The organism is Chitinophaga sp. SVR4-12A, assembly GCF_056754765.1.
Genome location: NZ_JBPGWP010000001.1, coordinates 5,734,538 through 5,760,750 on the forward strand (window position 1 = coordinate 5,734,538; position 26,213 = coordinate 5,760,750).

The 26,213-nt window shown below is 47.7% G+C and carries 19 protein-coding genes; 12 read left to right on the forward strand and 7 right to left on the reverse strand.

The genetic code is table 11. The features are described 5' to 3' along the window. Positions 1 to 32 precede the first annotated feature (32 nt). The 5 genes from kduI to ACR9Y8_RS23325 are packed head-to-tail and all read left to right on the forward strand — an operon-like array spanning position 33 to position 5,298. The gene (gene kduI, locus ACR9Y8_RS23305; RefSeq protein WP_481215658.1) at positions 33 to 875 is read left to right on the forward strand and encodes a 5-dehydro-4-deoxy-D-glucuronate isomerase; all 843 of its coding nucleotides are present in this window, start codon (positions 33 to 35) and stop codon (positions 873 to 875) included. A 32-nt stretch (positions 876 to 907) separates the two neighbouring features. Further along, a complete protein-coding gene (gene kduD / locus ACR9Y8_RS23310; protein WP_481216242.1) occupies positions 908 to 1,672 on the forward strand; it encodes a 2-dehydro-3-deoxy-D-gluconate 5-dehydrogenase KduD in 765 nt (254 codons plus the stop codon). A 52-nt stretch (positions 1,673 to 1,724) separates the two neighbouring features. Next, positions 1,725 to 2,801: a LacI family DNA-binding transcriptional regulator gene (locus ACR9Y8_RS23315; RefSeq protein ID WP_481215659.1), complete on the forward strand. Its 1,077-nt coding sequence runs from the start codon at positions 1,725 to 1,727 to the stop codon at positions 2,799 to 2,801. Positions 2,802 to 2,816: 15 nt separating this feature from the next. Beyond that, the gene (locus ACR9Y8_RS23320) at positions 2,817 to 4,016 is read left to right on the forward strand and encodes a glucuronyl hydrolase (RefSeq protein WP_481215660.1); all 1,200 of its coding nucleotides are present in this window, start codon (positions 2,817 to 2,819) and stop codon (positions 4,014 to 4,016) included. A gap of 19 nt (positions 4,017 to 4,035) precedes the next feature. Then, positions 4,036 to 5,298 (forward strand): DUF2264 domain-containing protein, encoded by a 1,263-nt coding sequence (locus tag ACR9Y8_RS23325; protein ID WP_481215661.1) that lies wholly within the window; start codon positions 4,036 to 4,038, stop codon positions 5,296 to 5,298. Between the two features lie 25 nt (positions 5,299 to 5,323). On the opposite strand, the gene ACR9Y8_RS23330 is transcribed toward ACR9Y8_RS23325, so the two are convergent. The 5 genes from ACR9Y8_RS23330 to ACR9Y8_RS23350 all read right to left on the reverse strand — a co-directional run bounded on the left by ACR9Y8_RS23330 (position 5,324) and on the right by ACR9Y8_RS23350 (position 11,835). Further along, positions 5,324 to 5,998, reverse strand: coding sequence for a response regulator (locus ACR9Y8_RS23330; protein ID WP_481215662.1), 675 nt, complete (start codon positions 5,996 to 5,998; stop codon positions 5,324 to 5,326). After that, complete coding sequence (locus ACR9Y8_RS23335; RefSeq protein WP_481215663.1) at positions 5,970 to 6,803, reverse strand: sensor histidine kinase; 834 nt, start codon at positions 6,801 to 6,803, stop codon at positions 5,970 to 5,972. The genes ACR9Y8_RS23330 and ACR9Y8_RS23335 overlap by 29 nt, the downstream gene beginning before the upstream one ends. Positions 6,804 to 7,571: 768 nt before the next feature. Further along, positions 7,572 to 8,033 carry a hypothetical protein gene (locus ACR9Y8_RS23340; RefSeq protein ID WP_481215664.1) on the reverse strand — a complete coding sequence of 154 codons (462 nt, stop codon included), beginning with the start codon at positions 8,031 to 8,033 and terminating at the stop codon, positions 7,572 to 7,574. An 827-nt stretch (positions 8,034 to 8,860) separates the two neighbouring features. After that, entirely contained in the window at positions 8,861 to 9,379 is a 519-nt protein-coding gene (locus ACR9Y8_RS23345; RefSeq protein WP_481215665.1) for a hypothetical protein, read from the reverse strand. A gap of 149 nt (positions 9,380 to 9,528) precedes the next feature. Then, a complete protein-coding gene (locus ACR9Y8_RS23350) occupies positions 9,529 to 11,835 on the reverse strand; it encodes a GH92 family glycosyl hydrolase (RefSeq protein WP_481215666.1) in 2,307 nt (768 codons plus the stop codon). Positions 11,836 to 11,931: 96 nt separating this feature from the next. Here ACR9Y8_RS23350 and ACR9Y8_RS23355 point away from each other — a divergent pair, with 96 nt between their 5' ends. From ACR9Y8_RS23355 to ACR9Y8_RS23365, 3 genes are read left to right on the forward strand one after another with little or no spacing between them, the layout of a single operon-like run. Then, a complete protein-coding gene (locus tag ACR9Y8_RS23355; RefSeq protein WP_481215667.1) occupies positions 11,932 to 13,995 on the forward strand; it encodes an aceric acid hydrolase in 2,064 nt (687 codons plus the stop codon). 2 nt (positions 13,996 to 13,997) lie between these two features. Further along, complete coding sequence (gene proB, locus ACR9Y8_RS23360; protein ID WP_481215668.1) at positions 13,998 to 15,032, forward strand: glutamate 5-kinase; 1,035 nt, start codon at positions 13,998 to 14,000, stop codon at positions 15,030 to 15,032. Positions 15,033 to 15,040: 8 nt separating this feature from the next. Further along, positions 15,041 to 16,291 (forward strand): glutamate-5-semialdehyde dehydrogenase, encoded by a 1,251-nt coding sequence (locus ACR9Y8_RS23365; RefSeq protein ID WP_481215669.1) that lies wholly within the window; start codon positions 15,041 to 15,043, stop codon positions 16,289 to 16,291. Between the two features lie 7 nt (positions 16,292 to 16,298). Here the strand turns inward: ACR9Y8_RS23365 and ACR9Y8_RS23370 are convergent, their stop codons facing one another. Together ACR9Y8_RS23370 and ACR9Y8_RS23375 are read right to left on the reverse strand one after the other, a co-directional pair. Beyond that, complete coding sequence (locus ACR9Y8_RS23370) at positions 16,299 to 17,048, reverse strand: GLPGLI family protein (protein WP_481215670.1); 750 nt, start codon at positions 17,046 to 17,048, stop codon at positions 16,299 to 16,301. Positions 17,049 to 17,066: 18 nt separating this feature from the next. Then, positions 17,067 to 19,844: an outer membrane beta-barrel protein gene (locus tag ACR9Y8_RS23375; protein ID WP_481215671.1), complete on the reverse strand. Its 2,778-nt coding sequence runs from the start codon at positions 19,842 to 19,844 to the stop codon at positions 17,067 to 17,069. 355 nt (positions 19,845 to 20,199) lie between these two features. Between ACR9Y8_RS23375 and ACR9Y8_RS23380 the strand changes: the two genes are divergently transcribed. The 4 genes from ACR9Y8_RS23380 (at position 20,200) to ACR9Y8_RS23395 (ending at position 26,210) form a co-directional block, all read left to right on the forward strand. Further along, positions 20,200 to 22,413, forward strand: coding sequence for a tetratricopeptide repeat-containing sensor histidine kinase (locus tag ACR9Y8_RS23380; protein WP_481215672.1), 2,214 nt, complete (start codon positions 20,200 to 20,202; stop codon positions 22,411 to 22,413). After that, positions 22,406 to 24,331, forward strand: a complete 1,926-nt coding sequence (locus tag ACR9Y8_RS23385; RefSeq protein ID WP_481215673.1) for a sigma 54-interacting transcriptional regulator — start codon at positions 22,406 to 22,408, stop codon at positions 24,329 to 24,331. The genes ACR9Y8_RS23380 and ACR9Y8_RS23385 overlap by 8 nt, the downstream gene beginning before the upstream one ends. 406 nt (positions 24,332 to 24,737) lie before the next feature. Beyond that, positions 24,738 to 25,649, forward strand: coding sequence for a helix-turn-helix domain-containing protein (locus ACR9Y8_RS23390; RefSeq protein WP_481215674.1), 912 nt, complete (start codon positions 24,738 to 24,740; stop codon positions 25,647 to 25,649). Between the two features lie 18 nt (positions 25,650 to 25,667). Next, complete coding sequence (locus ACR9Y8_RS23395) at positions 25,668 to 26,210, forward strand: YceI family protein (protein WP_481215675.1); 543 nt, start codon at positions 25,668 to 25,670, stop codon at positions 26,208 to 26,210. The last annotated feature ends 3 nt before the right edge of the window (positions 26,211 to 26,213 follow it).

Here is a 26,213-nt window from a genome sequence, read left to right on the forward strand (position 1 = left end):
TATCTTACCATGTATTTCAAAACTACCGAGGCATGAGTACCACCGCAGAAACAAGATATGCAAACAGTCCCCAGGAAGTGAAGACCTGGACTACAGCACAAACACGGGAAGCTTTACTGATAGAAAAACTATTCGAACAGGATACGGTAAGACTGGTCTATAGCCACTATGACCGCTTTATTACCGGTGGCGTAATGCCGGTAAGCAAAGAAGTTGCGCTGCTTCCCGTAGATCAGCTGAAGGCAGCCTATTTCCTGGAACGCAGGGAGCTGGGCATCATTAACGTAGGAGGGGCCGGTACTGTAAAGGTAGATGGTGAGGTGTTTGACATCGATTTCAAAGAAGCCTTATACATAGGCCGGGGCAAACAGGAAGTGATCTTCAGCAGCAAAAATGCAGCCGCCCCTGCTAAGTTCTATCTGAACTCTACCCCCGCACATACTGGCTATCCCACCCGCCGTATCACCCGGCAGGATGCGGAAGTGGTAACTTTGGGCGCCCAGGAGACATCTAATCACCGCACCATCAATAAGCTGATAGTGAACAGTGTACTGCCCACCTGTCAGCTGCAAATGGGCATGACGGAGCTGAAACCGGGCAATGTCTGGAATACCATGCCTGCGCATACCCACGACAGGCGTATGGAAGTATACTTCTATTTCGAGGTGCCGCAGGGCCAGGCAGTATGCCATTTCTGGGGCCAGCCACAGGAAACAAGACATATCTGGATGCAGAACGAACAGGCGGTGATCTCTCCGCCCTGGAGCATTCATTCGGGCGCAGGTACCAGCAATTATACATTTATCTGGGGCATGGCAGGAGAGAACCTGGATTACGGAGATATGGACGGCTGCGCTATTACAGCTCTACGTTAGTAATTACTTAAACGGAAAATACGATAAGCATGGTGCTCGATCTATTTAATCTGAAAGGGAAGACCGCACTGGTCACAGGATGTAAAAGAGGCATTGGCCAGGCGATGGCCGTGGCCCTTGCAGAAGCAGGCGCCGATATCATCGGTGTTTCTGCCTCCCTGGAAAAGAGCGGGAGCGAGGTAGAGAAGGCGGTGACGGCATTGGGGCGCAAGTTCAGCGCCTGGCAATGCGATTTTGCAGACCGCTCTGCATTATACGACTTCATACGAAAGGTGCAGCAGGCGTTTCCTGTGATCGATATTCTTGTGAACAACGCAGGGACTATCATGCGTAAGCCCGCGGCAGAGCATCCCGACGAATTCTGGGACACTGTGATCAACACCAACCTGAATGCGCAGTTCATCCTAACGCGCGAAATAGGAAAATCTATGCTGGCGCAGGGCAAGGGCAAGATCATCTTCACCGCGTCGCTGCTTACTTTCCAGGGTGGTATCAATGTGCCCGGCTACGCTGCCAGCAAAGGCGCGGTAGGGTCCCTGGTGAAGGCCTTCGCCAATGAGTGGGCGTCTAAGGGCGTCAATGTGAATGCAATTGCTCCCGGCTATATCGCCACAGATAATACCGCCGCCCTGCGGGCAGATGAGAAACGCAGCAGCTCAATCCTGGAGCGTATTCCCGCCGGCCGCTGGGGCGAAACAGCCGACTTTAAAGGACCGGTGGTCTTCCTGGCATCAGCGGCGTCAGATTATGTACACGGCACTATTTTGACGGTAGATGGCGGATGGATGGGCAGATAGATAGGTAGTTAGCAACTTATTTCATAAATTCCACGGAGCTAATTACTAACATATGAGCAAACGTTCAGAAAAAACCATCGTAGATATTGCAGAAGAACTGAACCTTTCCGTTTCAACGGTTTCGCGTGCATTGAATGATCATCCCAACATCAGTGTGCGTACAAAGGAGAAGGTAAAGAAAATGGCGCGTAAGCTGGGCTATCGGCCCAATGCGCTGGCAGCCGGTCTTCGCAACAACAGGAGCCGCACGGTGGGATTGATCATACCACGGATCTCCATGTTCTTCCCGGCCGCTATCAGCACCATCATTCAGAACAAGCTGCAGGACCATGGTTACCATCTGATCATTTGCCAGTCCAATGATTCATTTGAGCAGGAAGTAGAGCTGGTCAACACGCTCTATTCCGCCCGTGTAGACGCTCTGGCCGTATCTACCACTCTGCATACAACAGATTTCTCCCACTTTGATGTGTTCAGGAACCACCAGATTCCCCTGGTGTTCTTTGACCGTGTACCGCTGGAGCAGAATGTAAAAGTGATCAAAGGGGATGATTTCCTGGGTGGGTTTATTGCTACTGAGCATCTCATCAAAAAAGGGTGTAAAGACATCGTCCATATCTCCGGGCCGCTTAGCTGCAGCCTGTATATAGAGCGGGTGGCCGGTTATAAGAATGCCTTGCAGCAGTATAAGCTGCCGTTTAAAAAGTCGCGCATCTTTTACCAGGAGCTGACCCGCGAAAATGCCTTACAGGCATGCAGGCAGATCTTCGACAAACAGCCTTATCCTGATGGCATCTTTGCAGCGAATGATACTACCGCCATTACCATATTGCAGTATTGCCGGTCTATTAATTTAAGAGTACCTGAGGATATCAAGATAATAGGCTATTCCAATGATCCCCGTAGTGAGATCATTACGCCTTCCATTACTTCCATAGATCAGTCGCCTGAGATAATGGGTGAACGGGTAGCGGCCGCTTTGATCGAGATGTTGAATACGGCTCCGTCAACAACGCACCGGTATTCCCAGGAAATAATTCCCATTCAGTTGATAGAGCGTGGATCTTCTGCAGGAAAAGAAGTAGTGAAAGGCCAGCAGCCCAAAGTCAAAAAGGGAAATAAGAAATAAACAAATATTCACGGAATGGAAAAACTAAAACTACTCACGGGCATTGTACTGTTGTCTGCCATGACTGCGGCAATAAACGTACAGGCTCAAACTGCTAAACCGGAGTTGGTAAAGAAGGCTGATCAGGCCCTGGATCTGGCGGTAAAGCAATATAAGCTGATGGGCAAGCAAGTGCCCGATAGTTTACTGCCACGCTCTACAAATAAGGATGGCAGCCTGATGACATCCAAATCCAGCTGGTGGTGTAGTGGCTTCTTCCCCGGCACTTTATGGTACCTGTATGAGTATTCAAAAGATGAATCCCTGAAACAGGAAGCATTGAAACGAATGGCCATCATCGAAAAAGAAAAATACAATACCCATACACACGATCTGGGCTTTATGATGTATTGCAGCTTCGGGAATGCATATCGCTTAACCAAAGATCCTGCATATAAGGATGTGCTGCTTACCAGTGCAAAGTCCCTGTCTACCCGCTTTCATCCTAAAGTTGGCTGTATCAAGTCGTGGGATCACGGCGATTTCACCTTCCCGGTGATCATTGACAACATGATGAACCTGGAATTACTTACCTGGGCAAGCCGTGTAAGTGGCGATCCTTCTTTTGATAAGGTAGCCCGCACCCATGCCAATACCACCATTAAAAATCATTTTAGAGACGACTATAGTTCTTACCACGTAATAGACTATGATACCGCTACAGGTGCGGTATTACAGAAGAAGACCCACCAGGGCGCGGCAGACAGCTCTGCATGGTCCCGCGGGCAGGCATGGGGCTTATATGGTTACACTATGCTGTACCGCGAAACAAAGAATAAAACCTATCTCAACCAGGCCAAACACATTGCCGATTTCATATTGAACAATCCTAACATGCCTACAGACATGATACCTTATTGGGATTATGATGCTCCCGGCATACCCAATGTGCCGAGAGATGCTTCTGCAGGCGCCGTAGCTGCTGCTGCTTTGCTTGAATTAAGCCGTTATGCATCCGGTAAGGATGTAGCCCGCTACTGGAATGCCGCAGAAAAAATGCTGACCAGCCTTGCCAGTCCAGCATATCTGGCTACAGAAGGAAAGAACAACGATTTCATCCTGATGCACAGCGTAGGTTCAGCACCGCATAATTCTGAAGTAGATGTGCCGCTCACTTATGCTGATTATTATTTCGTAGAGGCATTGCTGCGATATAAGCAGTGGGGTAAAAAATAACGTTTACTAAATACAAGCTTTGAACAGGCGAAATTTTATTAAAGCGGTGCCACTGGCAGGAATGGCAGGTGCTGTAAATACAGACAGTAGCTGGTGGCCTGTTGGTGGCGCCGCTCAACATCCGGTTAATGGGCAGGACCGTGCCTATTGGGCAGGCCTGCTAAGCCGTATTGCAAGACCGGTACTGTTCCATTTAAGCAAGGGAGCGCTCAGGCAGTTCATGCCGAAAGAAGTAGCGCCCCATTATAACAAGCCCGTAGAAAGAGTTACCTACCTGGAAGCCTTCGCCCGTACAATGGCCGGTGTGGCTCCCTGGTTGGAATTAGGAGCAGACAATACCCCTGAAGGCAAAGAAAGGGGCCGTCTGATAGCGTATGCAAGGGCCGCTACCGCGCAGGCAGTGGATGCCGCTTCTCCTGATTACATGAACTTTACCGGTAAATATGACGGGCAACCCCTGGTAGACGGGGCTTTCCTGGCTCATGCTTTTCTGCGTGCGCCAAAACAATTATGGGAGCCGCTGCCACTAAACGTGAAGCAGCAGGTTATTGAAGCCTTTAAAAGCCTTCGTGAAATAAAGCCCGGCTATAACAACTGGCTGCTGTTTGCTGCTATTATTGAAGCTGCCTTGCTGCAGTTTGGCGAAGCGTGGGACCCCATGCGGGTAGACTATGCATTGAAGAAGCACGAAGAGTGGTATAAAGGCGATGGACTGTATGGAGATGGGCCGCATTTTCACTTTGACTATTACAATGCATTTGTGATCCACCCCATGCTGGCAGATATTATCAAAGTATTAGTGAGCCAGGGTAAGGCATCTCAAAATGACTATGAGCGCGAGCTTAAACGGATGCAACGTTATGGGGTAATACTGGAACGCATGATCTCTCCGGAAGGCACTTTCCCGGTGGTTGGCCGTTCCATGACCTATCGCAATGCAGTATTCCAGCCACTGGTGCAGTTAGCCCTGGAGGAACGTTTGCCGGAAGAATTATCACCGGCGCAGGTTCGTTCCGCGCTAACCGGCGTAATGAAGAATATTTTTGAAACACCCGGAACATTTGATAAAGAGGGATGGCTGCAGCTAGGGTTTTGCGGACATCAACCGGAAATAGCGGATGTATATACATCTACCGGCTCCCTGTATTTATGTACAACTGGTTTTCTTGCTTTAGGACTGCCACCCGGGCATCTTTTCTGGACAGCCGCCCCTCAGGATTGGACCGCTAAAAAGGTATGGAAGGGCAGTGCGGTAGGAAAAGACCACGCGATCGATGATTGATCCCGCCGCTGCCGAAATTCCATTATCAATTACTGATGTCGATAAGGCCATACTTTATACCGAAGATCACAAGGCCTACCCGTGTTTTCACTTTCAGCTTTTCACAAAGGCTGCTCTTGTAATCATCTATCGTACGTGGGCTAACGTACATCTTCTGCGCGATCTCTTTATACGAAAGCTCTGTGCACAGGAGCTGCAGGAAATATTTTTCCTTGGGAGTAAGGTCTATCTTTTCGCTCACAGACAGTACATCCTTCTGCAGACCAGAAATTACCTTACCTGAAATGTAATCCGGTAAATAGAAATCCTTTTTAATGATAGAGTCAAAGGCTTCTCTCAGGTCATCCGGTTCCACATTTTTCATGATGTAGCCCTTGGCGCCTGATTTCAGCATTTTTATGATCACTGACTCGTCATTAAGCATGGAAAGGGCCAGTACTTTGATCTGGGGAAAGTGATTGTTGATCCAGGTGGCGGTTTCATAACCGTTCATGCCGGGCATGTTTACATCCAGGATCAGTATGTCGGGTAACTGTATTTCGCGGCTGTTAATGATCTTTATTACTTCTTCGCCATTGCTGGCCTCAAACAGCATGAAATAATCGTTGAAGGTGTTGATAAGCCTGCCAAGTGCTTTACGTACGAGAACATGGTCATCGGCAATAGCCACGCTATATTTGGCTTTCTTCGTGGTGCTCATGAAACGTTTGTTTATTTACGGGTATGGTTATTTTAATAGTGGTTCCGCCATTCTTTATACTGTTGATGATACAGTTGCCACCTATAAGGGTAGCTCTTTTCCGGATATTTCGTAGCCCTAATCCTTTGGAATGTTCCTTTTCGAGCAGGGCGCCTGGGTCAAAGCCGATACCATTATCCCTGATCTCAAGTCTGATAGTATCGTTCTCATGGGTTAAATATACTTCAAGTTCACTGGCCCTGGCATGCTTTACAATGTTATTCAGCATTTCCTGTACAGTTCTGAACAGGATGATCTCAGTTTGATGATCTATCAGGTTCCGGACATCTGTAAAATTAAAGGAAGTTTTGTACAAATTTGTTCTTTCCAGCCTTTGTAGCTCAAATTCAATGGATTTTACCAACCCTATTTCTGTGATGCGTTCAGTTTGTAAGCCTTTTGATAGATCTCTCAGCTCTGTAATGGCCTTTTGCAGCATTTTACGGCTCTCTTCAATATAGAGGTGTGCCTCGCTGCCGTTCTCCACCGGTACAGTAAGCAGTGACAGCGAAACAAAGGTGAGGGACTGGCCAATATTATCGTGAATCTCCTGGGAAAGATTACCAAAGATATTTTCCTGGATCTCCAATTGGGTCCGCAGCAGTTCCTGTTCATACTTCTCCTTCAGCAGGCTTAGTTCCTGCACCTGGGCAAGCCGGCTCTTCTGGTTCAGGATCAGCATGATAACTATGAACCCTACCAGGAAAAGCAACAGGATGGTAGTAGTTATAATTACGATGACAACTTCCGGAAATTCAGACTGCATAATGATGATATACAATACAATGAGTAAAGAATTATGCTGGTAATAGTATTAATATTGGAAAAGGTCTTATAGGCATATCGCGGTAGGTCTGATACAAAATTCACAATCCCTATATAAGGCACCGTGATGGTATTAAAGAACAAAAGGCCCGTGGCAATCCAGAATGATGGGTCTCTCAGCAGGTTGTGCCTGCTGGGAAACTTAATACGCTGGTAAAAATAACAGATAGCACAGATTACCACTATTACAGCGCCTACAATATAGCTATAAGTGCCAAAATGATGAGTTCCCTGGATAAAATAAATATTTATTAAGGCCATGCCAGGGTATATCATCATGATCCACGTAAATGTCGCCTTCGCCTTTCCATCCAGTAGAAACGACCGCAAAAGGTAAATTGTATACGTAATGTGGAACACTATATAGAAGTTATACATATAGAAATTATTGCGGCCATGCCGGGCAAATGACCACCAGGCAGTACACTCTACAATAAGGGTTAAAAGGATGTAACACGTAAAAAGTAACAGGTACGTAGGAGGGTTCTTTTTGGACAATGAGGCAATGCTTATTATAAAGCAAAGGGTAATGACGAATATATGTAGAGGAATGTCTGAAAGCAGATTTATCAATTGGCCGGCACTCATATAAAAGTTAAAATATAGTTCAAATTAGCAAACTCAAATGAATTGGATGCATACATAACAAAAAACTGCCAGACAGTTTAGCTTGTCTGGCAGTTTTCAACAAGTTTATAGCTACTACAGCTCAGGAATTTTTCGCGATGATGAATGTAGGATGATCTTTCGTCCCTCCTCCGCCTTGGGGGCAGCTTGGAGGGCAAAGGCTACCAAGGTTGAATGCAACAATTTCTGGCCCTTTGGGTGTGGAAATATACAGGTCTTTGTTTTCGGTTTTGCCCGTTATGCTTGATTTCTGTTGAGTGGCAACAAACGCAATGGTTTGGCGGCCTTCGAACAGAATATTTTCAGGATATGTGGACGGATATGCTCCAAAGTACACCCTAATCCCATCAGCACCGGCAGCTTCAGCAGTTTCCAGGTATTCTTTTAACTCAGCCAGGCTATACCAAACACTTAAAGAGTCGGGTTTACCAAGATGGTTGGTATTATTTACCCACCTTTCTCTACGGTAATTCTCACGGAGTTCATTCACATGACGAGCATCCACGAATTTGCCCGCTTTATTGATTTGTTTAGTAGAGGACATAATCGGAAATTTTAGGTTTAATGATCAAATAACATCCTAAAGCTACGGTCAAATTTGATATTACTTTATTTATAAATTATTTATTTTCATTAGATAATAAATTAACTAAATTTATAATATTGCTATAATCATGTCATATTGAATTTTTTATAATATAAAAACCGTAATTTCCGGTATAAAATATGAAGATTAATGAAGAGAAAACTGCGTAAATCACGGTATTAATCACCCGTCATTTACCGGTGGTTTTTCAGACCCGAAACGCAACATGTGAATTTTAAAGAGGGAAAGTAAAATGTCCACACCCTTGATTCCCGTATATATAAAACAACATTGTAAAGTCCGTTAGAATACGGGGACCTTGATACCGTGATTTACGCAGTTGTTTATTTCGTATTTATACATTTTCAAACTAGGTTATTACCGGTTTTTTCGCCACAGCTAACACGTAAATATATGCTCGTTTCCGTTAGTATTGCCCACCTGAAATACCGGGTAACTTCGATTGGTAAAAGGTTTGGGACTAACGCTCTCTGGCCCGTGATTTACCTGCTTTAATGCCCAAACCGGCTGTTCTGCTATAGGTAAAGTTCCCTTTCCAGCCTTTTCCCCTTTTTAATTGGATTGATTTTGATAATTTGAACCTGCAATTGAAACTCAAATGCAAGTTTTAAGATCCATTGTAAATATACCCTAAGAAATTTTTGTACTCTTGTGAAAACCCAATTGTATTGTCCCCCCCAAAGTACCATAATTGGCCTGTTGTTTAGCAGGCCTTTTCTTTTTTATTATACTTTCAGGTGAAACATATAACTGCATATTGAATTTCAATGTTTTAAGGCTATTGTGAAATGTTTTAAAGCATCCAGGTCATGAAAGAACCTAAACACGATCACCGCCATTTCGCGCGCTTGCTGTGAAGGCCCTACGTAGCAGATCTCCGTTTCACCCTCCGTTACCCAAAAATGATGTGTGTTCACGGCCTTCCGTCCAGGTCCTCCCATGTCTACATTCGGTTCACCATATACCTGGCTGAGGCGGTCAGCGATCCGGCTGTTAACCTGTAAGGGGTAAACGAATATACTGTTAATAAAGCCCTCTTCATTGATACCCGCCAGCAGGTAACGTATGTCTATATCGGTTTGCGGACTGTTCAGCCGGCCTTTGAGGGCCCCATTATAGACATAGAACCGGCTGGCATCGGGCAATACCATGAAAAGATGCCTGTGCCTGTACGCAGGCAGGGGGATCAGGCCCGCAACATGCTGTGGTTTTTTCCCCAATAGGATGGGGCCAATACCCAGGGTGTGAAAAAGATGACTTTGTTCAGCTGGAGGTACCTGCATATTTCGGATCTTTTTGTAGTTCCGTGTATAAATGTAATCAACTTATGCAGGTAATAATCGGGGAGAGCGGCAGGGGAGTGCGTATCTGTTACACGTAGGTCACCCGGGAAGTGCCGGGTGACCATACTTGGATATATATGTAATATTTTCTATTTATAATTTGCCTTCGCAGCTTTCGGCCCCATATAAAAAGTAAGCTGGCCGCCGTTTATAATGTCTGCATGAGAAATAAACGGCGTAGTGAGCTGTTTCCCATTCAGCAGTACCTTTTGAACATACACGTTTTTGTCACTTTGATCCTTCGCCTCAATGATGAAAGTTTTTCCATTCTCCAATTGCAAAACGGCATGTGCAACGGCAGGACTGCCCAGCGCATATTGATCAGCCCCCGGGCATACCGGATAAAAGCCCAATGAGGTAAAAATGTACCAGGCACTCATTTGCCCACAGTCATCATTACCGCCTAAACCGTCTGGCGCTGGCTTGTACATTTTCTTTAATATCATACGTACGCGTTCCTGTGTTTTCCAGGGTTCGCCGGTCCAGTTATACAGGTAAGCAACGTGGTGTGAGGGCTCATTCCCATGTACATAATTCCCGATAATGCCGTCACGGGTGATATCTTCCGTTTCGGCAAAAAATGCATCCGGCAAGTGCATGGTGAAAAGCGAATCCAGGTGTTGCACGAACTTTTTCTTTCCACCCATCAGTTCAATCATCTCAGCCGGGTATTGCGGAACATACAGGCTGTAATTCCAGGCATTTCCTTCAATAAATCCCTGGCCGTGTGTAGTCAATGCGTCAAACTGTTTACGGAAACTGCCGTCGCTCATTTTGGGGCGCATAAAGCCGGTAGATGCATCATAGACGTTCTTGTAATATTGTGAACGCTTCATGAATTCATCGTAGACATCCGTTCTGTTCAGCTTTTTAGCCATTTGAGCAATGCACCAGTCATCATAGGCATACTCCAGCGTTTTGGACACAGAAGAAGAGTTTTTGTCTTCCGGCACATAACCATATTGCATATAATATTCGATACCGTCATATGGTTTGTAACGGGCCGTGTTTACACACGCATCGAGCGCATGGTTGGCATCAAAAGGAGCATTGCCTTTGATCACAGCGTCTGCAATGACTGATACACTATGATAACCCGTCATGCACCAGTTCTCATTTGCATAGTGCGACCATACCGGCAGCATCTTATGCACGCTCTGATCGTAGTGAGCCAGCATTGATTGTATCATATCCGCATTCCGCTTGGGCTGTATAACATTGAAGAACGGATGTAATGCCCGATAGGTATCCCACAGTGAGAAAGTAGTATAGTTGGTAAAGCCGCTGGCGGCATGGTTGTTCTGATCCAGCCCGCGGTACATGCCATCAACATCCATATAGGTAGTTGGCCCAAGGAAGGCATGATACATGGCTGTATAGAAATTGATCTTATCATCGGCATTGCCGGTTTCAATCGCTATTTTTTGCAGTTCTTTATTCCATAGCGCCTGACCATCCTGTTTTACTTTATCAAAGTCCCAGTGTGGTATTTCTGTATGCAGGTTTTGCAAAGCTCCGGCTATGCTCACGGGTGAGAGGGCAAACTTGATCTTGATCTTTTCATCAGCGTTTGTTTTAAAATCAAACCAGGCTCTTATCTGCTTTCCCGCCATCTCCGGGAAATTGTGAAACTGGTCGAACTTTCTCCAGAAGCCCTTGTACACATCATTCGCGTAGTTGGCATGGCCATACCGGTAAAAAGGCTTCGAAAAAGTCATTGCGAAATAGACCGTACGGGTGCGCGCCCAGCCGTTGGTTTGCCGGTAACCCGTGATCAGCGTATCGTTCTCTACCCGCACAAAGGTCCATACGTTCTTGTTCTCATAGTTATAGATCCCTGCCATCAGATCCAGTACGATGTGTGCCTGGTCCGTTTGCGGAAAAGTATATTGATGGAACCCTACCCTGTTGCTTGCGGTTAGCTCCGCGAGTACATTGTATTCATCCAGCTTTACCTTGTAATAATCCGGTTCGGCTACCTCTGTCTGGTGGGAGAACGTGGACCTGTAACCACTTTCCGGGTGACTGGCTGTACCGGGGTTTAGCTGCAGGGGACCGGTAGTGGGCATGATCAGGAAATCTCCAAGATCAGAATGTCCGGTACCACTGAAGTGCGTATGGCTGAAACCTGTAATGGTCTTGTCATCGTACTGATAACCGGCGCAGTATTTATACACATCCGGGTTGTATTTGCCATTCATCTCATAAGGAATGGTGTCTGTTTCGGGGCTTAGCTGCACCATTCCGAAAGGCACGGTTGCGCCGGGATAAGTGTGCCCCATTTTCTGGGTGCCTATAATGGGCTTTACATATTGTGTCAGATCTGCAGCCGGCCCTGTCTGGGCAAATAACGGCAGCTGCATAAAACAGCAGACATGGAATAACAGCTTCTTCATTCGCTAAAGATAAACATCCTCTGGTGTATATTCTATATGGAGTATAGTGTAGTATAGTTAAGATATTACTATCTTGGCTGAATAAAACATCCACTTATGAATCAGTTGTTATGCAGGCATTTGCTGTTGGCCTGTTTGCTTGTTGTACCCGGTGTAGCCATTACTCAGCAGAAAGCGCTCGTAAACACTTCCCAAAGCAGGTTTGCACCCTTAAGCAGCATAGATATGGGGGATGTGCTGTGGACCAGCGGTTTCTGGGCAGAACGCTTTTCTGTTTGCAGGAACGCTATGGTGCCACACCTATGGAAAACCTATACGGATCCGGATATAAGCCATTCCTTTAAGAACTTTGAAATTGCTGCAGGCCTGGATACCGGCACACATGCCGGGCCTCCCTTTCACGATGGTGATTTTTATAAATTACTAGAAGCCGTGGCCAGTTTATATGCTGTTACAAAAGACAAAGCGTTGGACTCCCTTATGGACAGCGTCATACCTGTCATTGCCCGGTCCCAGCGTGAAGACGGCTATATCCACACGCCCGTTATGATCGCAAGGCGTAATAAAGCTTCCGGCGTGAAGGAATTTGAGGACCGCCTCAATTTCGAGACCTATAACATGGGGCACCTCATGACGGCTGCCTGCGTACATTATCGTGTCACAGGCAAGACCAGCTTACTGAACCTTGCTATCAAGGCAGCCGATTACCTGGATCATTTCTATAAAACCGCTTCCCCCGAGTTGGCCCGTAATGCCATTTGTCCGTCCCACTATATGGGGGTGGTAGAATTATACCGGGCCACCCACAATCCCGCCTACCTGCAGCTGGCAAAGAACCTTATCAATATTCGCGGTTATGTGGAGAACGGAACCGATGACAACCAGGACCGCGTTCCATTTCGCCAGCAGACAACTGCCATGGGCCACGCCGTACGCGCTAATTATCTCTATGCCGGTGTTGCGGACGTATACGCGGAGACCGGGGAAGACTCTTTGATGGCCTGCCTTAAAAGCATTTGGGAAGATGTGGTATACAGGAAAATGTACATCACCGGCGCCTGTGGCGCATTGTATGATGGTGTTTCTCCTTACGGTACGTCCTATGAGCCACAGCAGATCCAGAAGACGCACCAGGCTTATGGCAGGGCTTATCAATTGCCCAATATGACCGCTCATAATGAAACCTGTGCCAACATCGGTAATGTGTTATGGAACTGGCGCATGCTACAGATCACGGGCGATGCCAAATATGCAGACGTATTGGAACTCGCCTTATATAACAGCGTACTCTCAGGCATCAGCCTCGATGGCGATCGCTTTTTCTATACCAACCCGTTGAGCGCCTCCGCTCAGTTCCCGTACCAGCTGCGCTGGAGCGGCGGACGGGTTAATTATATCCGTTTGTCTAACTGCTGTCCTCCTAACGTAGTGCGTACCATAGCGGAAGCTGTCAATTACGCCTACGGCCTTTCTGACAAAGGCCTGTGGGTGCACCTGTATGGCGGTAATACCCTGTCTACTCATCTTAAGGATGGAGCTGCCCTCAGGTTATCGCAACAAACTAATTACCCCTGGGATGGCAACGTTACCCTTACCCTGCAGGCGGCGCCGGCTAGGCCGTTCACTGTTTTCCTGCGGATTCCCGGATGGAGTAAAAATGCAAAGGTGCTTGTCAACGGCAAACCTGCAGATGTTGATGTTAGCGCTGGTCGATATGCTGCCCTTCACCGCAGCTGGAAGGCCGGTGATGTGATCTCCCTGCAGCTACCCATGCCGGTTACCCTGATGGAAAGTAACCCACTGGTGGAGGAAACCCGCAACCAGGTGGCGGTAAAGCGCGGTCCGATTGTATACTGCCTCGAGTCTGCTGACTTGCCGGAAGGCGCCAGGCTCTTTGACATCGTCCTGCCCGGACAGGCAAAACTGCAGCCGGTGCCTATGAAAATTGACAACAGTAAACTGATGGCCCTAAGCGGTACTGCCCTACTCAGGAAGGACACCGGGTGGAATAACACCCTTTACAGGCAGGCCGCATTGAATGATACCCGTCCGGTCAAGGTAACCTTTATACCCTACTATGCCTGGGGAAATAGAGGACTTTCTGACATGGCGGTATGGGTTCCGAAATATTTTCAATATTTTGGGGCTCAAATACATTAGCAGTGAGCAAGCCTATTTTAGTGATCAAGTTTGGAACGGCTTCAATTACTCGTGAGAACGGAGAGCTGGACGAATCAATTATAGCGGCGATTGCCAGGCAGGTGGCCACCCTGCATGCACAATATAATATGGTGCTGGTATCATCCGGCGCCGTAGCAGCCGGAAAGAAACACCTGTTGCAGTATAATGGTACCATCAGCGAACGTAAAGCTGCAGCAGCTATCGGAAACCCCTTGTTGCTTAATAAATATGCGCAATATTTTCAGCCCTACGGTATCGCCATCGCACAAAGCCTTTGTGAAAGACGGCATTTCAGCAACCGGGGGCAGTTCCTGCAGTTGAAGAAAACTTACGAGGAATTGTGGGACAGCAACATCATCCCGGTCGCCAATGAAAATGATGTGGTAAGCGACCTGGAACTTAAATTCTCTGATAACGACGAACTGGCTACCCTGATAGCGGTAGGCTTTGGCGCCTCAGGCCTCCTATTCAGTACTTCGGTAGGCGGGGTGCTTGATAAAGAAGGCAAGGTAGTACCGCAGATAGACGTGATCGATGAATCTGTATTTGCCCTGGCCGATACAAAGAAATCCAGCCTGGGCCTCGGCGGTATGGTCTCCAAGCTTACCTTTGCCCGTTTGGCCACCCGCATGGGCATTCGTGTAGTGATCTTTGGTATCCATACGCCCGATGGTATTTTAAACGCATTGGATGGCAAAACAGGCACCCTGTGTTTACCGCAGCAATGCAGCATGCCCGCCCGTAAGAAATGGCTGGCCAGCGGCAGCCTGGTGACAGGCCGTTTACAGGTAGACGCAGGGGCTCAAAAAGCATTAGAAAAGAGACATAGCCTCCTGGCAGTAGGCGTTAAAGCCGTGCTGGAAAGGTTTACCCGCGGCGAAGTGGTGGAGATCGTTAATGAGAATGACGAAGCCATTGCCGTTGCCCGGGCAAAAGTGTCCTCAGATGCACTGTCAGGAAATAAAAAGATGCAGAATGTGGAAATCGCACATGCTGATGATATAGTGTTATTGTAGTTAAGAAGATGGAAACGATACAACCTTTGCTGGAAAAGGCGCAGCAAGCCACCAGCGCAATCAAGACATTACCCGGTCAGCAAAAGCAGGAGCTCCTGCAGCGACTGGCCGCCCGCATACAGGAACATGCGCAGGAGATCATCGCCGCCAATCAGCAAGATCTTGACCGCATGCCGGACGCCGATCCTAAAAAGGACCGCCTGTTGTTAAATGCAGATCGTATCCGGCAGCTGGCTGAGAGCCTGCAGGAAATTGCCCTGTTGCCTGATCCGGCCAATCAGCTGTTGCTGGAGAAAAAGCTGGCCAATGGCCTGCTGGTGCAAAAGCGTACGGTGCCCCTGGGGGTAGTAGGCGTGATATACGAATCAAGACCAAACGTAACGGTGGATGTAGCCGCGCTCTGTATACGCTCCGGCAATGTATGTGTACTGCGGGGAGGGTCAGATGCCTTTTACACCAACACCTGCCTGGTAGGTCTTATACAGCAGCTGCTCCGTGAATTCAAACTTCCTGAAACAGTGGTACAGCTGTTGCCTGCAGATCGTAACCTCATCGGTGAACTGCTGACGGCAGTTAAGTATATCGACATCATTATTCCCCGCGGCTCTCAGCAGCTGATAGATTATGTGCGTGAAAACGCCCGTGTACCGGTGATAGAAACCGGCGCGGGTGTCTGCCATACTTACGTGGAAAGTACTGCTGACCTGGATCAGGCCAGCGCCATCGTAACCAATGCCAAGGTATCACGTCCTTCCGTTTGTAATGCGCTCGATACCGTACTGGTGGACAATGCTGTGGCAGCCAGGTTCCTGGCCCTTCTGGCGCCCTCATTACAATCATATCATGTAGAGATCTTTGCCGATGAAAAGGCATTCCCCATATTGGAAAAGGTAGGGTATCCCTATCTGCAGCAGGCTGCTCCGGAAGATTTTGGCCGCGAGTTCCTTGACTTTAAATGCTCCGTGAAAGTGGTGGATAATGCCGATGAGGCCCTCGAACACATCCGTCAATATTCCTCCAAACATTCCGAAGCCATTATTTCCACCAATGCGGCTATCAGCGAACGTTTCCTGAATGAAGTAGATGCAGCGGCCGTATACGTAAATGCCTCCACCCGTTTTACAGACGGAGGCGTGTTTGGCCTGGGCGCAGAAATAGGGATCTCTACGCAGAAACTACATGCCCGTGGTCCTTTTGCGCTTGAAAAGCTGGTAACAGAAAAGTGGTTTGTACACGGTAACGGACAGGTAAGGACGTAGAAACGTGCTATAACATCGTCGCCGTAATATAGGCCAACCCATAACTTCCCCAGTTCTTCAGGCTCTTGTTAAGGGTTTCAAGCATCGTTTTATTATCTACCTTTTTGCCCTTTGTAGGCGCCTGCAGGTTGGATGTCGTAATGCTTTCTGTTAATACTTTGGTAGCAAACCAGGTCACATGCTCATAGGGTAGGGCTACGCCAAGGATCATTCCAGGTAAACCGCTGAAAGACTCAGGTCCTCCCGGCGTAACAATGGCGTCTGTATAGAATGCCACTACATAAACCGAATCCATAATAACGGCATTGGCCCTGCGGCAGTCAAACCCTGCTATGTTGCGTTTTTCATCTGTTATCTTCCAGCGGATGGAGCGGGTACTGTCTTTTACCAGGAATACCTCCTCAAATACTTTCTTTTGCGTAACGCTTTCCTTTTTTTCTAACTCGCTGTATACTACATTGTCGTCTGCTGGTTCAGGCCGCAGCCGTGCGTTTTCCGGGTTATCCCTTCCCGGCGCATACAATGTGGTGTTGTTATGGAAGCGTAGCTCAAAATAAGTGGTCTTGAATTTAGGGGTTCTTTTTTTCTCCAGGTCCTTCCAGGTGTTGTTGTTATTGTTGCCGAACATGGCATCCAGCCGGGCATGTGCGTTCAGCCGCTTCTCATATTCAATGCGGCCTTCTGTGATATAAACGGGCATTTGTGCCGCTACGTTCAGCGTAATGCTTATAAAAAGGAAGATCAGTAAAGTTCTCATAATTGTTGTCTTTTGCGGTTATTGCTTAGCGGGCGCTCCTGTTTTGTTAAAGTTCCAAACTACCGAAAGGAAGAAATACCGCTGGATGGTGCTATAAGTGTTCTGTGTAATGAAGTTGCTGTTTACCTGTCTGCTAAAGCCGATGTTCTCATTCAAAAGGTCGTTCACAGATGCTTTGATCAGCAGGGCATCATTCTTCAGGAGCTTCTTGCCGATCCAGGCATTCCACAGGAATACGTTGTTGTTGCTGGTAAATACGGCTGTCTTTTGGCGCAGATTGATATTGCAATCCGAATGTATCTGCAGTTTCAATGGTAAGAAGAAGTCTACATCAGGGCCGATATTGAAGGTCCAGTAATTGGTTTGTATCCGTTGCTGTATGGACGAGCTGCTGCTGGTATAATTGGCAAACGCTTCAAGGCCGATCTCATATAGCTTATCTTTCCTGTGCCGTACATAAATACCGCCCCTGTAGTTGCCGCTGTTGGTCACGTTCAGAGCATCGTTTACATAGTTTACATAACGGTTGTAGTTTACACTTCCGTTGGCTCCTACGCGTGCATCCAGCTTTGATAATTTGATGCCATAGTCCACATACAGGGAGGCCGAACGGTTGCCGTTTACGTTTACAGACTGGTTCGTTCTTCTGCCATTGGCATCGATGGTGCTCCGGCTGCTGATGGCGTTACTGGTGAAATTATAATTGGCGCTAACCCATATTCCCCGCTCAGAAAGCATTCTGAAATCGTTGAATGAAATACGGAAACTGTTGGAGAACTGTGGCTTTAGGTCAGGATTGCCGATCGTTATATTCAGCGGGTCTTCATTGGTACGCAAGGGTTGGATCTGGTCAATGCCTGGCTGACGCGTGTTGCCGTTATAGTTGATGGACAGCCTTCTCTGGCTGTTGAACATATAAGATACATTGGCTTGCGGATACCAGTTCACAAAGTCACGTGTCCTGGTAATGTTCTTGTGCACATCCCGCTGGTCAAAACTGGTGAGGCCTACGTTACCGCCAAAATTCAACCGGAACTTTTTGTTGATCAGGTTGTAGTTGATCCCACCACGATGGGTAAACACGTTGAATGCATAGTCGTTACTAAACAGGGTGTCCAGCTGGCTGTACTTTCCGCCGCCGTCCTGGTTGAAGGAATTCCTGTTGGAATTACTGTTGTTCACTACAACGCCATAGTTGAATATCAGTGAACTGGTAGCCGACAAGGGCTCTGAGTAGGTCAGCTTGGTATCAAAGCTCAGGTTTTCACTGACGTTGGTCTTATACTGGTCTATCTTCTGCGTACTCTCGATGCTGCCGTTCTCATAGAATTCCGTGGTGGCATCCAGGTAGCCGTCAGAGGTATTCCGTGTAAAGCGTTCTATCACGTTTAGCGACAGCGTTCTGCCCCTTTTACGTAGTTTTTTCCGCCATAGGATATTGCTGTTCAGGCTGCGATTATCACCGATTGTATTAATGTTACGTTTATTCTGGTTCACCAGCGAGCTGTCTTCTGCAAGCGACTCCGTATTATAAACGCTGGCGGTGGTCTTATGATCTAGCCCGCCGTCTGCCTGTATCTTGATAGAGGAGGTAGAGTCCAGCTGGATCTCATAAGCGCCGTTGGCCCGGTGCCGTAATATGTTATTGGAAAAACGCTGTGATGAATTGGTATAATATAGCGTATCCGGCAACAAGTATTGCGAGTTGGTACTGCTGTTACCATCCACATACAACTGCATGATCTTATAGCTGCCATTAACCGATTGTTTATCCTCATTCCATTTGTTGTTGTACATCAACCCGCCTGTCTGTACCAGCGGATATCCCTGACCGTTATACCGGCCGTCCCAGTTCTCCAGGTCATCGCCAGAGCCGGAAAAGTAATAGGAATCAGTTGTTTCATCATAACTGGCATCCGATCCGTTTTGTCCGTAGCTATTTCTTTCCTGCCAGTTTAACCCCGTTTTACCGGTATTGGAAATAATACCATAGCCGGATAATTTCCGCTTCTTACTAAAGGTATTGAACATGGCCTGGGTGTCATGATAACCATCGTTACCGGCGCCGGTGCTTACCTTTCCGAAGTACCCGTTCTTTTTGTTGTCTTTCAGCTTGAGGTTCAGGGTTTTTGTACGCTGCCCATCGTCCACCCCTGTAAAAGTGGCCTGGTCGCTCTTTTTATCAAATACCTGCACCTTGTCTACCATATCGGCCCGCAGGTTCTGGGTGGCCAGGGTGGGATCATCCCCGAAGAATTCTTCTCCGTCTACCAGTACCTTCTGTATCTTTTCCCCCTGTGCAGTGATCTGCCCGTTCTTGTCCACCTGGATACCTGGCAGCTTTTTAAGCAGCTCCTCCACCGAAGCATTCGGCGGCATCTTAAAGCTGTCTGCATTGTATTCTGTGGTATCGCCTTTGAGCTTGATGGCTGCCACCGCCTGGTTGATCACTACTTCCTGCAGCAAGCGTGATTTAAGCGACATGATAATTTTAGCATTGGTGATCGTCGTCGAATCCGTTAAGGTTAAGGGCTCCACATAGTCTGCAAACCCGGGTGCGGTCACCAGCATCAGGTATTTGCCTCCCTTCAGGCCCTTTAGGTCAAAGTGCCCGGAGGCATTGGTCCTCGTGAATTTGTACAGGATAGAATCTTTGGCCTGTAAAAGGGTGATGACGGTGTTAGACAGGTTTTGATGATTGAGTGTGTCCGCAATACTGCCTTTTACTGAGGCTTGCTGGCTATAGCACAGGCAAGGGACAGCAGCACAGAACACAAGGGCAAAGAGTGTCTTCATTTACGGGATTTAACAGGGTTAGCCTATTATGAGATGCATACGTTTGTTGATTCCATAAATTTAAAAGAGATTATTTTATTTTTTATAGTCCTACATAGTGAAAAAACTGTTAATTTATAAATCTTCCTGTATGGATAAAAACCATATTTCATCATCTTTACATATCCCATCATCCGATGTATCATAGCTTTTTGCCCAGTGTCACTCCCTGGTTATTTTTTAATATCTTTAACAAGCGAACTAACACTTTACACTGTCGTGCCGTATGTCGAGGGTATTGCTTATTGCCTTTTTTTTATTGAATACCTCCCTGTTATCTCCAGCGCAGCCGCCAACAGATAAATCACCTGGGGAATTGCGCCTCCTTTTACAAAAAAGCCGGCCTGATACCAACCGCATACAATGGCAATTGCAGCTGAGCGATTATTACCTGAATAAGCCTGATGAATATAAAAATGATCTTGACAGCGCTTTAATGCTTGCGCTGGAAGCCTTGCGCCTGAGCGATTCTCTCCGGTATACCTCCGGCCGGTACCTCAGCCTGGGAGAACTGGGCAGGATCTATTTTGAACGTGGAGACCTGGAGCAGGGCAAGGCCAGCTTTACACAGGTGACAGACTTTTATCACCGCACCGGTAACCGGCAGGAAGAGCTGAAATGGCTGCGGTATTTTGCCATCTTTATGCCCGAACGGGATGTGAATTACCCTGAGAAGATCAGCATTTTTAACCGTATGCTGTCTGTAAGCCGCCAGCTGAAAGATCCGCCTGGCGAAGCGGATATCTTAAGAAACATAGCAGACGTTTACCTGCGCTGGGGCAAACTCGATACTGCAGAAGCGAAGCTGTTACAGCTGCTTCGCCTGGAGCAGTCTGCCGGTATCCGGAAGCTGCATTATACATACGATCTGCTGGCCACCACATCCATGTACCAGGGAAATTACAATAAGGCCCTGCCATATGCACTGCAAACGATCAGGTACATGCAGGCGACCGGCGATAGTGCCGCTGCTGCTATTTTCTATAACCGTATGGGAAGCATTTACCGCGAACTGCTTCAGTATGAAAATAGCATTCCCTGGTACCGCAAAGCGCTGGACCATATGCCGCCCGGGGTGATGGGACGATATACCGTCGCTGGCCACCTGGTACGCGCCATGATAAAGGCAGGGCAGAAAAAAGATGCTTTAGCCCTGCTCCTGGACCTTGTGGAGAAAGCTCCGCCTGTTGCCCTGCTGGACAGGGAGGAAGTAGCCAGGGCTATGGGCGACTGCTTTAACGCCCTGCAGCAGTATGACCTGGCAGAGAAGCACTACCGGGAAATGATACACTTCGAGGAACAGCAGCCGTTGGGCGCTAACCGACATCCACTGGAAATATACTATGTGATCGGTAAGTTCTATACAGACAGGCAGGAATATAACAAAGCGAATGTTTACCTGCAGAAAGCCCTGAGCCTTCCTACCATAAAGAACAACTTTGCTTCCAGGATCAAAGATGTACACCTGGCCCTTTTTAAAGTAGATTCGGCCGGCGGCAATTACCTGTCTGCTATACAACATCTTCGCGCCTATAATATCCTGGACGATTCCATCTTTAACGAAACGAAAAGTAAACAGATCGCTGAACTGCAGATACAATATGAAACGGCCCGCCGGGAGCAGGATATTAAGCTGTTGCGCAACGAAAGCCAACTGGAACGCAACAGTCTGCAGCAGGCCAACCTTGCGAGAAATGTTACCCTTGCCGGTATTGTTATGCTGCTGGCAATTGTCGGGTTATTATATAACCGTTACCGCCTCAAACAGCGCAGTAACCGGTGCCTGGAGGAACAGCAGAAAGAGATCAACCTGAAAAATCAATCCCTGGAAGAGCTCCTGCACGAAAAAGACAGGTTGCTGGAAGAGAAAGAATGGCTGTTGAAAGAGATCCACCATCGCGTTAAGAATAACCTGCAGATCGTAATGAGCCTGCTCAATACGCAATCTGCTTACATAGAGAATGATGCCGCCCTGGTAGTGATCCGCGAGAACCAGCACCGGGTATATGCCATGTCGCTCATCCACCAGAAACTGTATCAGTCTGAAAATGTAGCCCTGATAGATATTCCTGTTTATATCAGTGAGCTGGTGGATTACCTGCGCAGCAGCTTTGACACTCATCATATTTGTTTTGAGCTGGATATTGCGCCCGTCAAACTGGATGTAGCGCAAACAGTGCCTATGGGCCTTATCCTGAACGAGGCCGTTACCAATGCCATTAAGTACGCTTTTCCCGATAGCCGCAACGGGCTTATTGCTGTTATGCTGCAACAAACCGACAGCCATCACCTGCAGCTTAGTATTAAGGATAACGGTGCAGGCTTACCCGCAGGAATGGATATTGACCAAACCGATTCCCTTGGCATGAGCCTGATGCAGGGATTGAGCAGGCAACTGGGGGGCAGCTTCCGGCTGGACAATCAACAGGGCCTGACCATTACCGTGACCTTTGTGGATGAAAGGATGGCTCACCCGGGCGCCATACAGGCAGCTTCCGATCTTTTGACCGAAATAGTTACCTATGAGTGAAAAAGTACTGATAGTAGAAGATGAATTTATTGTGGCCAACGATCTGCGCCTGATACTGCAACGGGCAGGATACCAGGTATGCGGTATTGCCCCTTCGGTAAAGGAGGCCCTGGAAATTATTGACCTGCATCAGCCCGGGTTAGTGATATTGGATATCTACCTGAAGGGCAAACAAACCGGTATTGACCTGGCTAAACAGTTAAAGGAAAAGCACATCGCATTTGTATATCTCTCCGCCAACTCCAATCAGCGTGTGCTGGAGGCGGCAAAGGCTACAGAGCCTTATGGCTTCCTGGTAAAGCCTTTCCGGGAAAAAGACGTGCTGGTCACACTCGATGTGGCCCGCTATCGCCATAAACACAGCATGGAATCCGGCTTTCGCCGCGAACTGTTGTTACAGGATACCATCTCGCACATTATCGCCGAAGGGATCAGTGCTGAACAAAAATGCCTGAAAATAGCCCGTACCCTGCAATCCTTTGTGCCTTTCGACTATATGTCTGCCGGTACGCTTGGATTTCTCCGTATCGGGTTCGACGAATACCAGGTGATCAGGAATGATGAACTCTCTACCATCTCCGGCCTGAAGCCGGCAAATCTTAATGCGCTACAGGCTGCCACGCCGGCAGATCATCTCACTGCCTTATACAACCGGGAAACGTTTGAAAAGATCTTAGCACAATACCCTTTAAAAGGTTTACTGGCGCGTACTTTCCAGCTGCAGTCCCACCTGGTGATGCCTGTTTTGAAGGCAGGCGGAGGACTGATTGCTTTTTCTTTCTACAGCCGCAGGCCTGATGCCTATCAGCCTGACGATGCCGCTGTCTTAGGGCGTTTACAGTCCTTACTCGCAAAGGTAGAAGTGCCTGGAGAACAGGCCCCCGGGGCGGCTGTTGGCTCACTTCAGGCTAATGGCCATGATGTTGCGGCCAGGTTTGATGGTATTATCGGCAAAAGCCATCGCCTGCTGCACGTGCTGGATCATGTGGCCCAGGTGGCTCCCTTTGATACGTCTGTATTGATAACAGGGGAGAGCGGCACCGGCAAGGAGAAAGTGGCCTGGAGCATTCACCGGCTTTCTCCCCGCCATAGAAAGCCGCTTATTAAGGTGAATTGTGCTGCATTGCCCGCCAGCCTGATAGAGTCTGAGCTCTTTGGCTATGAGAAAGGTGCTTTCACCGGCGCCACCGATAGAAGGATCGGTAAATTCGAACAGGCAGATGAAGGCACTATCTTCCTTGACGAGATCGGGGAAATGCCCCTAGAGCTGCAGGTAAAGCTGTTGAGAGTATTACAGGAAAAGGAGATAGAGCGTATTGGCGGCAAAAGCGCCATCAAAGTGAATGTCCGCATCATTGCCGCTACCAATCGTAACCTGGAAAAGGAGGTGGCAGAAGGGCGTTTCCGCCTTGACCTCTATTATCGCCTGAATGTATTCCCGATCACCTTGCCTCCCTTGCGGGAGCGTAAGGAAGACATCAGCTTACTGGCGGAGTCCTTCGCTACCCAATGCACCGGCAGGATAAAGAAACCCTATCACGGGATCGCCCCACAGATGATGGAAGCCCTGGAAGCCTGGGACTGGCCGGGCAATATCCGTGAACTGGAAAACGTCATCGAACAATCCGTTATACTGAACGACGGTCAATCTCCGCTTGAACTAAAACGCCCGCTGGGCAACGGATGCTTGTCAGGCCTTACGCCGGCTGCCACGGCTGGTGATGCACAGGTGAAAACATTCACTGACGTGAAAAAGTTACTCCAGGAAACAGAAAGGGCTTATATATTATCTGTGCTGAAAAAAACAAATGGCCGTATCAGAGGGGAGAACGGCGCCGCCAGGCTGTTGAACCTGAACCCTACTACCCTGGAATCCAGGATTGCCAAACTGGGAATTAAAAAAGAGGACATTTCGTAAAAGTGGCGAGGAGTCATAAAAAAAACCGGAATAAGAATACCCCGGCCTTTACCTAAACCTACAACTGTTACACTGTTAAAGACTAGCACATGATATGTGCCTATATTATCAGGTAATTCAATTCAACAGCAAAGATGCAACTAAAAACGGGCTTGGGAAATATCTAAATGACGGATTCTGTTGTACTTATCCCGGTTTATCAGAAAGCTCATCCACGATAAACCGTATTTTTACGGGGCTAAGCTCCGAAAAAATCGGAGGGAGAACATCCTCTCATTGTACGATAAATAGAAAAGGCAACAATTAAGTGCTTCTTTTTCAAAGCGCTATATCCGGAAAATATAAGTATGCTTCCGCCTAGCAATTCCGGTACATTAATAGACGGAATATGCAAAACCACAATGTTATGCTATCCCTTAACAGGCCAACGAGCATCATTAAAAACGGAACCTCTTTACAACAGCCAACCATGGGCAATGCCTTACCCTTTGAGATCCACACTATTGAATGGGTGATGAAGCACCGGTGGGGACATCCAGCTACCCCGCACCGGCATAACTATTACAAGATCATCTGGGTGAAACAGGGAGGAGGCAACTACCTGGTAGACCTGGATAAACATGGCATCAGCAATAATACGGTGTATTGCCAGGCGCCCGGACAGATATACCTGTTCAATGCCGACGAGCACACTACCGGCTATGTCGTCTCCTTTACTGCAGAATTTCTGGGCCTTCATGAGAACAGCTTTGAGCCTTTGCATGATCCGGGCTTTCTCAACGCCTGCGCACAGGCGCCTGTCATTAAAGTGAGTGGAGATCTGCAAAGAGATATGGAGGAGATCATTGAAAAAATGGTCAGAGAATATGATAACTTTTTCCTGCTCCGCTCCGAGATACTGAAAGGCCTCCTGAAGATATTCCTGATCTATCTTACCCGGCAATTTGAAAGACCTGCAAAATATCAGCAACGCACAAAAAATACAGAGCTGACAGATAAATTCCTCGCCCTGCTGGAAAAGAACTACACCAGCTGCAAAATGGTGAGCGACTATGCTGAAGAGCTGTTTGTAAGCTCCAACTACCTGAACGAAATAGTAAAAAAGATCTCCGGCTTCCCGGCCAGTTATCATATCCGGCAGCGTATCGTGCTGGAGGCGAAAAGACAGGCTATCTATGTAAACGCCAGTATGAAAGAGATCGCGTATCATCTCGGCTTTGATGATATTGCGCACTTCAGCAAATTCTTCAAGAATGTTTCGGGCATGAGTTTTACAGAATTTAAGAAGGAGGCGATGCGCCGGTTCAGCTTTCAATAGGGTAGACCTGCAGGAATTATGAAAGAACAGCCGCATAAAGTGACCTGGGTAATAGATCCTGTTCACACCAGGATCCGGTTCAGCATCCGGTATCTGCTACGAAGCTGCGTTTCAGGTTGGTTTACCCGTTTTGAAGGTGTGATCATGGCCTCGGCAGATGATTTCAGTGATGCACAGGCCCAGCTCTCCATCTTTACCAGCTCTGTCGATACGGGTAACACCCGCCGTGATACGCATCTGCGCTCTGCCGATTGCTTTGATGTGGAACAATACCCGGTCATTTCCTTTGAATCCACTTCGGTAGCGCCAGCAGGCCTCTCCATCAGTATGACCGGCATCCTGCGGATAAAAGACGTTACCGAAGTGATCGGGTTCAATGTCATACATAACGGCACGGTGGTGGACCAGCTGGGGAACATAAAGGCCGGCTTCGAAATGGAATTTGCTTTTAACCGCAGAGACCTTCATCTGCAATGGAATGAGCGCTTTGATTCCTTTGAGGAGTGCTTGTCAGATGAAGTGAAGATATTTTGTGATGTGGAACTGTTAAAGCTGGTATAAACT